At 66.5% G+C, this 12,275-nt stretch carries 11 protein-coding genes; all 11 read left to right on the top strand.

From position 1 onward, the window contains the following. Positions 1-62: 62 nt before the first annotated feature. The 11 genes from ACV17W_RS05610 (at position 63) to rpsP (ending at position 12,235) form a co-directional block, all read left to right on the top strand. A complete protein-coding gene (locus ACV17W_RS05610) occupies positions 63-851 on the top strand; it encodes a TrbG/VirB9 family P-type conjugative transfer protein (protein ID WP_462595448.1) in 789 nt (262 codons plus the stop codon). Further along, on the top strand, positions 848-2,437 hold the full coding sequence (locus ACV17W_RS05605) for a type II secretion system protein GspD (RefSeq protein ID WP_462595447.1): 1,590 nt from the start codon (positions 848-850) through the stop codon (positions 2,435-2,437). Before ACV17W_RS05610 ends, ACV17W_RS05605 begins: the two co-directional genes overlap by 4 nt. Beyond that, positions 2,438-3,748 (top strand): hypothetical protein, encoded by a 1,311-nt coding sequence (locus ACV17W_RS05600; RefSeq protein ID WP_462595446.1) that lies wholly within the window; start codon positions 2,438-2,440, stop codon positions 3,746-3,748. It begins immediately after the preceding gene. Beyond that, positions 3,726-4,307, top strand: coding sequence for a hypothetical protein (locus tag ACV17W_RS05595; RefSeq protein ID WP_462595445.1), 582 nt, complete (start codon positions 3,726-3,728; stop codon positions 4,305-4,307). The genes ACV17W_RS05600 and ACV17W_RS05595 overlap by 23 nt, the downstream gene beginning before the upstream one ends. Further along, on the top strand, positions 4,300-6,039 hold the full coding sequence (locus tag ACV17W_RS05590; RefSeq protein WP_462595444.1) for an ATPase, T2SS/T4P/T4SS family: 1,740 nt from the start codon (positions 4,300-4,302) through the stop codon (positions 6,037-6,039). Before ACV17W_RS05595 ends, ACV17W_RS05590 begins: the two co-directional genes overlap by 8 nt. Next, positions 6,032-7,153 carry a hypothetical protein gene (locus ACV17W_RS05585; protein WP_462595443.1) on the top strand — a complete coding sequence of 374 codons (1,122 nt, stop codon included), beginning with the start codon at positions 6,032-6,034 and terminating at the stop codon, positions 7,151-7,153. The genes ACV17W_RS05590 and ACV17W_RS05585 overlap by 8 nt, the downstream gene beginning before the upstream one ends. Before the next feature lie 42 nt (positions 7,154-7,195). Then, on the top strand, positions 7,196-7,810 hold the full coding sequence (locus tag ACV17W_RS05580; protein ID WP_462595442.1) for a type 4 pilus major pilin: 615 nt from the start codon (positions 7,196-7,198) through the stop codon (positions 7,808-7,810). Between the two features lie 10 nt (positions 7,811-7,820). Continuing rightward, positions 7,821-8,891, top strand: coding sequence for a PulJ/GspJ family protein (locus tag ACV17W_RS05575; protein WP_462595441.1), 1,071 nt, complete (start codon positions 7,821-7,823; stop codon positions 8,889-8,891). Positions 8,892-8,981: 90 nt separating this feature from the next. Then, the gene (alaS, locus tag ACV17W_RS05570) at positions 8,982-11,603 is read left to right on the top strand and encodes an alanine--tRNA ligase (RefSeq protein ID WP_462595440.1); all 2,622 of its coding nucleotides are present in this window, start codon (positions 8,982-8,984) and stop codon (positions 11,601-11,603) included. Beyond that, positions 11,590-11,847: a sulfurtransferase TusA family protein gene (locus ACV17W_RS05565; RefSeq protein WP_462595439.1), complete on the top strand. Its 258-nt coding sequence runs from the start codon at positions 11,590-11,592 to the stop codon at positions 11,845-11,847. The genes alaS and ACV17W_RS05565 overlap by 14 nt, the downstream gene beginning before the upstream one ends. Positions 11,848-11,974: 127 nt before the next feature. Next, positions 11,975-12,235 carry a 30S ribosomal protein S16 gene (gene rpsP / locus ACV17W_RS05560; RefSeq protein WP_462595438.1) on the top strand — a complete coding sequence of 87 codons (261 nt, stop codon included), beginning with the start codon at positions 11,975-11,977 and terminating at the stop codon, positions 12,233-12,235. Positions 12,236-12,275: the final 40 nt, after the last annotated feature.

Below are 12,275 nucleotides of genomic sequence, written 5' to 3'. Positions count from 1 at the left end.
TGGGCAGGCCACTATGCCGTCTGCGCGCTTCAATCCGGAGCGCGAACCGATTCGGGACGAGCATGGTTCGATTCGTTTTATTGGGCTTGCTGCCGCTGGGCCTGGCAGGCTGTGCGCAATGGCCGGGGGCCGTGCCGGGCTGGCGCGACAGCGCCCCGGCTGATCACTACGATTTCAATTGGCAGCTGTCCGGCGACCCCGCCGTGGCGCCCCTGCAGGTGTTCAGCGGGGCAGGGCGCACATGGCTGCAGTTTGCACCGGGACGCACGCCACCGGCGGTATTCGCGCAAACGCGGGCAGGGCTGCAGCCCCTGGCTTATGTGCGCCGCGAACCTTATGCAGTGGTCGATGGCGTCTGGCCGGCCCTGGTGCTGCGAGGCGGCCAGCACACCGCGCGGGTCGAGCGTCCGGGCTCATCCGTCCCGGCGGGTGTACCTGGCTCGCCCATGGAAGCGCCCGACGCTGCGGCGGCGGCAGAAGGGTCTTCGGCCGTAGCGGCGCCGGGTGCGCCTTCCCAGTCGCCGGCGCCCGCCGCCGACGCGCAGCCCGTTGCCGCACTCCCGTTTCGCGCGGGGCTTGCCGACGGGACGTTGCGATCCGTGCTGGATCGTTGGGCATCTCGCGCGGGATGGGTTTTCGAACCCCAGCACTGGGCGCTCGAGGTCGACATCCCCCTTGCTGGCGAGGCGGAGTTTCCCACCGATTTCAAATCGGCAGTGCGCCAGTTGCTGGCCTCCACTGAACTGGCAGACAGGCCCGTGCAGCCCTGCTTCTATGCCAACAAGGTGCTGCGGGTGGTGCCGGTGACACAAGCCTGTGACCGATCTGCGGCCGCAGGAGGTCGCTCATGAGGGCACGGTTGTTTTACTCCGGCGTCGCCTTGGTGACAGTGGCCGGCTGCTCGGCGCATCAATCGCTGCAGTCGTTGCGATCGGCCATCGCAGCCGCGCGTGTGCAGGTCGAATCGGGGCAGCAGGAATTCGCCGCTGCGCTGTCCGATCATGGGGCACGCCTTGCGGCGCAAGAGGTCGACAAACCCTGGCTGGCAGGGCGCCCTCAGCCCTTGGCGCGAGAGATAGTCCTGCCGCCTGCCTTGCGCGGCGACATCGATACTACTTTGCTGTTTGCCGGCCGGCTGGAACTTTCCGCGGTGGCTGAGCGCCTGACGCGTGCCACGGGCATTGCGGTGCGCGTGGCCCCCGACGCCATGCTGCCGCCCTCGCTGTTCCTGCCGAGGCTCGGCCAGCCGACGCCGGCCGACCTGTCGGCAGTGACCCGCGTACCGGTGCAGGCTGGCCCGCGGCCGCTGCCCGATACGCTCGACGCACTGGCCGCCAGCTTCGGGGTGCATTGGCGGTACTACCGCAACGCGATCGAGTTCTATCGCGTGCAGACCGGGGTTTTCGATGTGCGCGCACTGACACTGTCCAGTCGCGCCGATGCGCGCTTGGGCCGATCCGGTTCCTCCGAGGCCGGCGGGTTCGACAACACATCCAATACGTCGCTTTCATCAGGCGACCAGCACGCGCTGCAAAGCGTGCGCGCCCGCATCGTTCCGTTCCTGACCCAGGCCGGCACCGTGGCGGAACTCGACGGCGGCGGCAGCACCCTGGTCATTACCGATACGCCCGAGGTGCTCGAGCGGGTGGCCCAGTTCATTGACGGCGAGAACCAGGCCCTGACCCGCCGCGTGCGCTTGTTGTTCGAAGAGATTACCTTGCGGGTCAGTGATGGCGCCGAAGGCGGTGTCGACTGGAAGGCCGTCTATGAAAGCGCGCGGGCGGCAGTCACGGCCGCGATGCCGGTGGCGGCCAGCGGCGCGGCTGCGGCCCTGGGCGCCACGGCCCGCGATGGAAGCTTCCAGGGCTCGCGCGCAATCATCTCCGCATTGAGCCAGACAGGTGCGGTCCTGCGACACAGCAGCGTTCCTGTCCTGACCCTGAATCGTCGGCCGGTCACCCATGCCGTGCGCACTACGTTCTCTTATATCGATCAGGTGCAGAGCACGGCGGTCGCGGGCATAGACGCCGGCTTGGGCAGCGTGGGCCTGCCCAGTGTGTCCATCAGCCAGAAACAGGAAACCGTGGGCACCTTCCTGACACTGGTGCCCGATGCCCAGGCCGACGGCCGCATTCTGCTGTCGATTGCCTATGACAACACCGTGGCGCAGCCGATCAAGAGCATTACATTCGGCGAGCAAGGCAACCAGCTCCAGGTGCAACAAGTCACCATCGATGGCAATGGCACCGTGCAACAGGTCGCGCTCAGTCCGGGGCAGCCGGTCATTCTTTCAGGATTCGATCGTCGCCAGGATGAATACGACCGCCGTCGCCTGTCTGCCGACGCGCCCTTGCTCGCAGGCGGCCAGGACCGCGCCTCGAGCGAACGGCTCACCACTGTCGTGCTGGTCACGGCCATTGTGGAAGAGGGGGTCTGAATGGGGGCGCCCTCGGCTTCATCCCGGGTGCTGCTGCTCGACACCGAAGGCGGCGCGGGCACGCTGGCATTCGGCTTGTCCTGGTTTGCGCTTGTGGGCAGCCATGCGCCCAGCATGGCGCGGGCCCGAGCCCGCCGCTTGCGGGCCACCCATTTTGTCGTGGGCGGGCAGGGCGCCATGGCGGGTGGATGCGCCCGTCTCGCGCCGGGCTACCGCCGCCGCAGAGTGCACGCCGCGGCGCAGGCTTATGCCGAGCATCACCCGGTGGGCACAGTGGCGTGTGTGGCACGATTGCCCGCCGGGCAGTGGTGGCTGGTGGCGGCCCAGGATGGCGCCGTCCTGGCCAGCGCCGACAGGTTGTACGCCGACGAGTCGCAGGCACGGCTGGCCATGCAGGCCCTCGCGGCGCAACATCCCACGTTGCAAGTGCTCGATGGCGATCGCGCCTTGCAGGCATTGCTGGTGCGCGATGCTGCCGCAGCCCTGCTGCAGCCCGTCGGCACGTGGTGGTCGCGCTTGCCACTGGCCGTGCGCGTGTTCCTGGCCTTGCTGCTTGCCTCGACGATCATGCCCCTGGGCAGGCCGTTGATGAAGGCCTCCGCGCTTGTCGCCAAGCCCGTTGCCCCGGTTGATGCCGATGCGGCCTGGCAGCGGGCTACGGATCTGTTCCGACGGCAACGCATCGTGCATCCCTTGCCGGAACTGCGGCGCGTGCTCGCATCGTTGCATCGCCTGCCGCTGAATCTCCGGGGCTGGCTGCTGCGCGACGCGCGTTGTGTGCCAGTCTCGCTGGCCTGGTCTTGCACCGCCGCGTACGAGCGGGTCGATCCCGATGCCACCAACCTTGCATTTGCGCAATCCCTTCCTCCTATCTGGAAACCGCGTTTCGATCTGTTCGATGGCGCCGAGCTGGCCTGGAGCGTCCAGGGCAATCAAAGGCTGCTCGAACAGGTGCCCGTGCCGCGCGCCGCCGAAGTCGAGCGGTACCTCGCGAGCGCGCTGCAGAAGGCACGGCCTGTCTTCGGTCGATTGATGCTGGGCCGGCCGGTTGCAGCACCGGTCGTGGCACCGCGCGATGCCGCCGGGCATCCCATTCCGGCTCCGCCCGGGCATGGGGCGCTGCGTCAGCGTGCGGTGTCCGTTCAGGGGCCGCTGCGATCCTTTGCGGTCTTCTCCGACGCATACGCCTCCGCCATCTCCTGGTCATCGATTCTGCTGCGTGTGGCCGAAGGTCGCCAACCCAACACGGCGGTCAGCGCGCTGACCGCCGAGCTGCAAGGAACCCTGTATGAACAAGACGTGCAACATTGACTCCGGTCGGAGAGCCCCGGGCGGCTGCAGGCGCGCCGTCTGCGCGGCAACCTTGATTCTGGCCGGCATCGGCGTGGCGGCGCGAGCCCAGACAAATTTCGACGCTCGTGGTGCCGACCCCGCCACTGAAGCCTTCCCGGGCGCCACGGGCGACTGGCCCGAAGGCGACACCGTGCGTGAACTGCTGCGCGTGGATGCTCAAGCGGCCCTTGCATCGTCCCGCACGCCGCGACAGGCTGCCGATTGGCTCGGGCCATCCGCGCCGGACGGCCGGCCGCCGGCCGGGCACGGCCGCGCTGCGGGGGACACGGCAGAAGCACCTGCCGATCATATCGACCTACTGGCGATCTACGGCGTGGGCAATGTTCTGCAGGCCGACGTGTCGGTCAATGGGGTCGTGTCGCGCTACCGGTCGGGACGTGCCCTGCCATTGGCCTCATCGACCGGGCGCGCCCAGGGCTACACCCTGCAAGCCATCAAGGCGCCCTGTGTGCAACTGCAGAAGGCAGGTCAGGGCCACACCGTCTGCCTGGTATCGCCAGAGGTCGCCCATGACTGACGCGTACGAGCCGTCGGCGCTGGCGATGCCGCGCGCCATATTGTCCGGAGACTGCGCCGAGCCGCGGTGGCTGCACACGCCAGACGACCTGGCGCGCCTGCGCCCGGGGTTCGTGCGTACGCTCGATGAGATCGACCTTGCGCTGCTCAGCGGCCGCATCTGCCCCGTCATGCTGGACGGCAACCAGGTGGCGGTGTTCGCCTTGCACGAGTATCTGCACGGCGATGCCGTTGGAGAGGTGGAGCGCCTGCTGCGCATGCGCGGCTATCGTCTTGCAACGGCTTCGCGTTACGCCTTGCCTCCCTCGCTGCTGCTGCCGGTTGCGCGCGGCCAGTTGACGGCGGCAATGCTGCGCACGGGCAGCGGGACGCCAGCCGAGGCTCGCAATTCCAGCCTCGCCGCCGTGTTCCTGCAGATGGTGCGGTGGGGGCTCGAGCAGCGCGCCAGCGATCTGCACATCAACGTCGGCCATCCTCCCGCCAGGTCCGAAGTGCGCTATAGCATCGACGGCGCGTATGTGGAACCCGGCTGCTTCAGCAATATGTCTGCGGCCACGCTGCTGGATGTCCTGGCCGTGGCCTGGATGGACGTGCGCGGAGGAAATGGCGCGGTTTTCGACCCAAAGGTCGAGCAGCAAGGGCGCATCGCTCTTCAAGTCGAGGGGCGTCCCGTGACCGTGCGCTGGGCATCGCTGGCCACCGACTCTGGCCCCTCGGTCTGCCTCAGGCTGCTGCGCCTGGACGCAGCCGAAGGCGGGGCCAGCCTGGCCGAACTCGGCTACCTGCCGTCCCAGGTGGCGATGCTGGAACGCGCGCGCGAACAGAGTGGCGGCGCCATCGTCATGGCCGGAGTCGTGGAGTCCGGAAAATCCACGTCCATTGCGACGCTCATGCGAGGCATCGCCGCGACACGCAAGGTCATCACGCTCGAGGATCCCGTCGAATACCGCATTGGCAATGCGCTGCAGAACACCGTTGGCCGTCAGCTCGATACTGCCGCGACACCCGCGTTCGATGCCAAGCTCAAGACCGTCAAGCGGTCCGCCATGCACGATCTGCTGATCGGCGAGGTGCGCGATCGCGACACCGGCCGCGCTTTCATGGACCTCGCGGGTTCGGGGGTCAATGTCTACACCACCACGCATACCGGGTCGGCCCACATGATCCCGGAGCGGCTGGCTTCCGACTTCATCGGTGTTTCCCGTGATTTCCTTGCCACGCCTGGCGTGCTAAAGCTGCTGGTGTATCAGGCGCTGCTGCCACGGCTCTGCCGTTCTTGCGCGCTGACGTTCGACGCGCTGCCGGCGAGCCCTTCCGGCATCGACTGGCGCAGGTGGGCGGCAGGCTTCGCACAGCGCCACCAGCTGGACGCCGGCTCGTTGCGCGCCCGCAATCCCGCCGGTTGTCCGGCCTGTCAGCGTCAGCACCTGCCGGGCCTCAACGGCCTCCACAGCCGCACCGTGGTGGCCGAAATGATAGAACCGGCGCTCGATGACGGGTTTCTGCAGTACCTGCGGCGCCGCGACAATCTCGGCCTGTTGCGCCATGTGCGGGCACGGCCCCGCAGCGCGCTGCACCATGCCGACATGTCCGGAAAGTCCGTCGCGGAATGCGCGTTGTACAAGGCGTCGCAGGGCGAGATCGACCCCCGGCTCATTGCGTCGCAGTTCAAGTTGCCTGGCGATGCCATCAGCGCGACCGCCGTCATGCCGGGAGGCGATCTCGATGCTTGAGCATTTCACCGGCTCGGGCGCGGCCAGCTGGGTGCCATGGAGCGACGCGCGGCGATTCCGGCCGCACCGCGCCGATTATTACGAATACCTTGCGGATCTCATCGTCAGTCTGCAGGGCCGCAAGACCTTGCGCGACATGTTTGCGGACGATGCACAGCGCTATGGTCCGCGCACGGTGAGAGGTCGCCTGGCACGGCGGTGGCAGCAACGGTTCCAGGAATCCGGGGGAGACCTCGCCGATGCGCTGGCTGGCGCGCTGCCCGATGACGAAAACCAGCTGCTCGCCGCGGCGCAGAAAGCTGGCGGCGATGCGCTGCCTCATACATTGCGCGAACTCGCCCAGGCCACCCGCCTGGTGCAGCAGACGCGTGACGTGATGGCCGGCACCACGGCCGCGGGCGTCCTGGCGCTGCTGGTGGCCGCGGGTTTGGTGTGCGCCGTGCCGTTTCTCACGGTGCCGCGTCTGCAGCAGGTGTTTCACCACGTGCCCGCCGAATACTACGGAACGCTCACGCGCGCCTTGTTCTCATTGGCGCAGGCGTTGCGGCACTGGCTGGCTTTCTGGATGGTATTGCTGCTAGGTGGAGCTGCGCTGCTGGCATGGGCCGCGCCGGTATTCACGGGGCCGTGGCGAATGCGGCTGGATGCGGTGTTCCCATGGAGGCTGTATCGCGACTTCCATGCCATCCGCTTCCTCGCGATGCTGGCCACCTTGCTGCGCCAGCGAGGCAACATCGACACGAGATTGCGCGAGGCGCTCACTGCGCTGTGCTGGGGCGCGCGGCCTTGGCTCGCCTGGCACCTCGATTCGATGCTGGCGCGCATCGAACATGGCATCGTGGGGGCGGACACCTTCGATACCGGATTGCTCGATCGCGAAACCGCCTGGTTCCTCAGCGACGTCATTGCGGCGCGCGGCGTCGAGGCCGGCATCGCACAGGCGCGGCTACGCGTCGAAATGCGTGCCCTTGCTCGCGTCCGTCGCGAAGCCGTCGCCCTGCGCTGGGCGCTCTTATTGTCGTCCGTCGCAGCAGTGCTGGGCCTGACGCTATGGCACTACGGCGTGGTGGACGAACTGCGCAGATCGCTCACCAACTTCTATGCCGGCCAATAGGCGGCGCCATCCGCTCTCAGCATTCTTACCCGGAGTCTCTGCATGTTCGATCTACATCTAATTCCTCCATCGCGCCGCCAGGCAGGGTTCTCCCTGGTGGAAGTCTCCATCGTCACGGCCATCGTGCTGTTGGTGGCAATTATCGGCATACCCGCCATCGGCGCCTATGTCATCGAAAACAAAGTGCCCAAGGTCGGCGAGGAATTGCAGCGCTTCGTTGCCCGCACCAAAACCAGCGCCCAAGGCTCAGGCTCGGCGCCTTATCTCGACCTCAGCACCAGTTCGCTCGCCAACGCGCTCCGGGACTCCAGTGTCGTTTCCGTGCGCGGAACCGGAACGGGTGCGGTGGTGGCGCATGGCCTGGGCGGCAGCGGTACCGGGGGCAGCGGCGTCATCACGATTGCGCCGGCGTCCGTAGGCGGCGGCAGCGCAGGATCCGGCTTCGCCATCACGCTGACCAACGTCAGCAATGCGGCGTGCCCCGGACTGGCCTCTGTCATGCAGCGCATGTCGGACATCATCACCATCGAGGGGCGCAACGGCGCGGTAACGGTCAAAGACACGACCGCCGTGCCGCGAGCACCCTACAGCGCGCCAGCTGCCGAGGCGCAATGTGCCGAAGGCGACAACAACACCTTTGCCTTCACGGTGCGATAAAGGAACGTCCATGGCCGCCGACGAAAACCCGCCAGCCCGGCGCGGCCCCGCCGGACAGGGCGCGATCCTTGCCCAGTCGGGCTTTGCCCTGCTGGAGCTCGTCATTGTCCTGGCTCTGACCAGCATGGTGCTCATCTGGTCGGCGGATCGGCTGGTGCATCAGGTCAATGACGCCGCCAGCCGGGCGCACGGGGTGTGGCTGTCCGAACTCAAGCGCGGACTCGAAGCGTTGCTGAGCAGGCATTACGAGCGCCTTGCGGATGGCTTGCCGCCGATCGACGGGCAGGGACTGCCGCTCTACGCAGATCCGCTCGCCCCACGGCTGGCCGAGCTCCGGGCGCAAGGCCACCTGCCCGCTCATTTCCCCGACGCCGGCGCGTTGGGGCACGGGGTCGCCATCCGCATCCTGCGGGATGCGCGTTGCCCCGGCGCCGGTTGCAGGCTTGACGCCTTGGCCTATGGAAACGAGCCGGTCGCCGCGTCCGGCGGTGCGCCCGATCTCATGCGCCTGGGCGCTGTGCTCGAAGCTGCCGGCGGCCATGGCGGTTCGGCCACGGCGGACCGACTCAGGGGAGGCGGGTTCAGTTTTCCCAACCCGCCCGCGCCCGGCATGGCCGCCTTGCCGCCCGGCACGCTTGCGGTATGGGCGGGACTCAGCTCCAACGACTACGACCTGTACGTCCGGCGCCGTGACACGCGCGATCCTGAACTGCAGGGGCCGCTCACCGTGGCCGGAGGCGTGTCCACCCACGGGCGCCTGCATGCCGGCGAGTATCTGTCGGTGGCCGGAACGGCTGCGGCGGGCACGACCTGCCAGGCCGGCGCCGCAGGCTTGTATGCCCGAGGCACTGCGGGCGGGCTGCTCGAGTGCCGCAACGGACGCTGGACCGCCATGGGAGGGTCGTTCGGGGGCGCCTATGCCACGACCGGATCGCAGCATTGCGGGGCTTATGCGAGTGTCAATCCAGTCACCGGCAACTGCTCCTGTCCGGCAGGCTACGCGCCTGTCCGGGTGTCTACCGACCCCTGGTCGCCAGACGGCACCCTGTCCACGGCCTATGTCTGTGTCGGGCCCGGATAGAAGGCCGGGCATGCGCAGCCGGGGCGGGGGTCACGCCGGGCTGCCGAGCCTCTATAATCAAAAATTCGCCTAAATCCCGGTTCGTTCAGCATGAAATCCTCAGAGATTCGTCAGAAATTCCTGCAGTTCTTCCAGTCGAAGGGGCATACCATCGTTCCTTCGGCCTCGCTCGTGCCGGGCAACGACCCCACGCTGCTCTTCACCAACTCGGGCATGGTGCAGTTCAAGGACGTGTTCACAGGCAAGGAAGCGCGCTCGTATTCCCGCGCTACATCGTCGCAGCGCAGCGTGCGGGCGGGCGGCAAGCACAACGATCTGGAAAACGTCGGATATACCGCGCGGCACCATACATTCTTTGAAATGCTGGGCAACTTCAGCTTCGGCGATTATTTCAAGCGCGACGCCATCCAGTACGCCTGGGAATTACTCACCACCGTCTATAAACTGCCGGCGGAAAAACTGTGGGTGACGGTCTATCAGGAAGACGACGAAGCCTACGATATCTGGGCCACCGAGGTCGGCGTGCCGCGCGAGCGCATCATCCGTATCGGTGACAACAAAGGCGCGCGTTATGCGTCCGACAACTTCTGGCAAATGGCCGACACGGGTCCGTGCGGCCCTTGCTCCGAGATCTTCTACGACCACGGGCCCGATGTATGGGGCGGCCCCCCCGGATCGCCCGAAGAAGACGGCGACCGCTACATCGAAATCTGGAACCTCGTGTTCATGCAGTTCGAGCGCGACGCTGCCGGCAATATGGAACCGTTGCCCAAGCCCTGTGTCGATACCGGCATGGGCCTCGAGCGCATCGCGGCCGTCCTGCAAGGCGTGCATTCCAACTACGAAATCGATCTCTTCCAGAATCTGATCCGCGCCGCGGCCCGCGAAACCGGCGTCAGCGCTCTCGAAGACAACTCGCTCAAGGTCATCGCCGACCACATCCGGGCGTGTTCCTTCCTCATCGTCGATGGCATCATCCCCAGCAATGAGGGCCGGGGCTACGTGCTGCGCCGCATCGTGCGCCGGGCCCTGCGCCATGGCTACAAACTGGGCCAGACCAAACCGTTTTTCTACAAGCTGGTGCCTGACCTGGTCGCCGAGATGGGCGAGGCCTATCCCGAACTCGCCCAGGCCGCTGAACGCGTGGCGCAGGTGCTCAAGCAGGAAGAAGAGCGCTTCGGTGAGACGCTCGAACATGGCATGAAGATCCTCGACGGTGCGCTGGCCAATGTGCCGGCTGGCGGGCAACTCGACGGCACCACCCTGTTCACCCTGTACGACACCTACGGTTTCCCGGTCGATCTCACGGCCGACATCTGCCGCGAGCGTCAGGTCGAGGTCGACATGGCGGGTTTCGACGCCGCCATGGCGCGCCAGCGCGAACAAGCCCGGGCCGCAGGCAAGTTCAAGATGGCCGAAGGCCTCAGCTATGAAGGCGCCGATACCCGCTTCGAGGGTTACGAAAAACTCGAACTCGATGGCGTCAAGGTTGCGGCGTTGTACGTCGACGGCACTTCCGCACAATCCGTACAGGCCGGCCAGCATGCCGTCGTGGTGCTCGACGCCACGCCTTTCTATGCCGAGTCCGGTGGTCAGGTGGGCGACACGGGCCTGCTTGAAAACGACCGTGCACGCTTCGCCGTGGCTGACACCCTCAAGATCCAGGCTGGTGTGTTCGGCCACCACGGCACGCTCGAATCCGGCACGCTTTCGGTAGGCGACACGCTGCTGGCTCGCGTCGATGCCGTACGCCGCGCCCGCACCGTGCGCAACCATTCGGCCACCCATCTCATGCACAAGGCGTTGCGCCAGGTGCTGGGCAGCCATGTGCAGCAGCGCGGCTCGCTGGTCGACCCCGACAAGACCCGTTTCGACTTCGCACACGATGCGCCGTTGTCGGCTGAACAGATCGCCCAGGTAGAAGCCATCGTCAATGCCGAAATCCTGGCCAACCATCCAGCCCAGGCCCAGGTCATGGCCTATGACGATGCCGTCAAGGGCGGCGCCATGGCGTTGTTCGGCGAAAAATACGGCGATACCGTAAGGGTGCTCGACATCGGCTTCTCGCGTGAGCTCTGCGGCGGCACGCACGTGACGCGCACGGGTGACATAGGCCTTTTCAAGATCGTTGCCGAAGGCGGCGTCGCCGCAGGCGTGCGGCGCGTCGAAGCCGTTACCGGCGACAACGCCCTGGCCTGGGTGCAGAACCAGAACGCCGTGCTGCTGCGCGCGGCCGGCCTGCTGCGCAGCACGCCGGCCGATGTGCCTGAACGCATCGCTCAGGTGCAAGACCAGCTGCGCGCCCTCGAAAAAGAGCTCGAACAGGCCCGCAACAAGCTCGCGGCCAGCGCGGGCAACGACCTGGCGGCCAAGGCCGCCGAGATCAAGGGGGTCAAAGTGCTCTCCGCCAGTCTCGGTGACGTCGATCCCAAGGCGTTGCGCGGCATGGTCGACAACCTCAAAGACCGCTTGAAGCCTGCCATCGTGCTGCTGGCCAGCGCGGGCGGCGACGGCAAGATCAGTCTCGTTGGCGGCGTTACCGCCGACCTCACCGGCAAGGTCAAGGCGGGTGAGCTCGTTGGGTTCGTGGCCGCGCAGGTGGGCGGGAAGGGCGGTGGCCGGCCCGACATGGCCATGGGCGGCGGTACCGACGCGCACGCATTGCCGGCTGCGATCGCAAGCGTCCAGGAGTGGGTCGATGAGCGCCTCTGAACCCGCAGTCGCACTGCCGGACTTCCAGCATGAAGTCGACGCCAGCGGGCTGACCTGCCCGCTGCCGATCCTGCGCGCCAAAAAGGCGCTCGCCCAGATGGACAGCGGCCAGGTGCTGCGGGTCACCACCACTGATCCCAAGGCGGTGCGCGACTTCCAGGCCTTTGCGAAGCAGAGCGGCAATATTCTGCTTGCCCAGCACGAAGCACCCGGTTCGGCGTTGCATTTCCTGCAGCGCCGCTGAGGCGGCGCATCAGGCGTGCGCCGGGTGTATGCTTGCCCCTGGCGCATAAATCAAAGGCTTTCTTGCCAGGGCCTTCGTTTCAATGCTAGAATCTTCCGTTTTTCACAACTAATTCAAGGGATTACCTATGGTGGTGATTCGCATGGCCCGCGGTGGGTCGAAGAAGCGTCCGTTTTACAATTTGGTAGCCACCGACTCGCGTAACCGCCGCGATGGGCGCTTCATCGAGCGCGTGGGTTTCTACAATCCTGTCGCCAGCGAAGGCGCAGAAAGCCTGCGTATCGCGCTTGACCGCGTTCAATATTGGACCGAAAGCGGTGCGCAACTGTCGCCCGCCGTTGAGCGTCTGGTCAAAGAATACTCGGCCAAGGTTTCCGCCGCCGCCTGACGGCGCGTCGGATTCAAGCTTGAGCCTGGCCGTGCCGGCT

The organism is Bordetella sp. MIP270_01_BMS, from assembly GCF_054958705.1.
Note: the sequence above shows the minus strand (reverse complement) of the source record. Positions and strands in the feature narration are given on the sequence as shown.

Excerpts from the sequence above, each read along its gene's own strand:
- ACV17W_RS05605 (WP_462595447.1), top strand. The coding sequence starts at position 848 with ATGAGGGCACGGTTGTTTTACTCCGGCGTCGCCTTGGTGACAGTGGCC.
- ACV17W_RS05595 (WP_462595445.1), top strand. The coding sequence starts at position 3,726 with ATGAACAAGACGTGCAACATTGACTCCGGTCGGAGAGCCCCGGGCGGC.
- ACV17W_RS05610 (WP_462595448.1), top strand. The coding sequence starts at position 63 with ATGGTTCGATTCGTTTTATTGGGCTTGCTGCCGCTGGGCCTGGCAGGC.
- ACV17W_RS05590 (WP_462595444.1), top strand. The coding sequence starts at position 4,300 with ATGACTGACGCGTACGAGCCGTCGGCGCTGGCGATGCCGCGCGCCATA.
- rpsP (WP_462595438.1), top strand. The coding sequence starts at position 11,975 with ATGGTGGTGATTCGCATGGCCCGCGGTGGGTCGAAGAAGCGTCCGTTT.
- ACV17W_RS05580 (WP_462595442.1), top strand. The coding sequence starts at position 7,196 with ATGTTCGATCTACATCTAATTCCTCCATCGCGCCGCCAGGCAGGGTTC.
- ACV17W_RS05565 (WP_462595439.1), top strand. The coding sequence starts at position 11,590 with ATGAGCGCCTCTGAACCCGCAGTCGCACTGCCGGACTTCCAGCATGAA.
- alaS (WP_462595440.1), top strand. The coding sequence starts at position 8,982 with ATGAAATCCTCAGAGATTCGTCAGAAATTCCTGCAGTTCTTCCAGTCG.
- ACV17W_RS05600 (WP_462595446.1), top strand. The coding sequence starts at position 2,438 with ATGGGGGCGCCCTCGGCTTCATCCCGGGTGCTGCTGCTCGACACCGAA.
- ACV17W_RS05585 (WP_462595443.1), top strand. The coding sequence starts at position 6,032 with ATGCTTGAGCATTTCACCGGCTCGGGCGCGGCCAGCTGGGTGCCATGG.
- ACV17W_RS05575 (WP_462595441.1), top strand. The coding sequence starts at position 7,821 with ATGGCCGCCGACGAAAACCCGCCAGCCCGGCGCGGCCCCGCCGGACAG.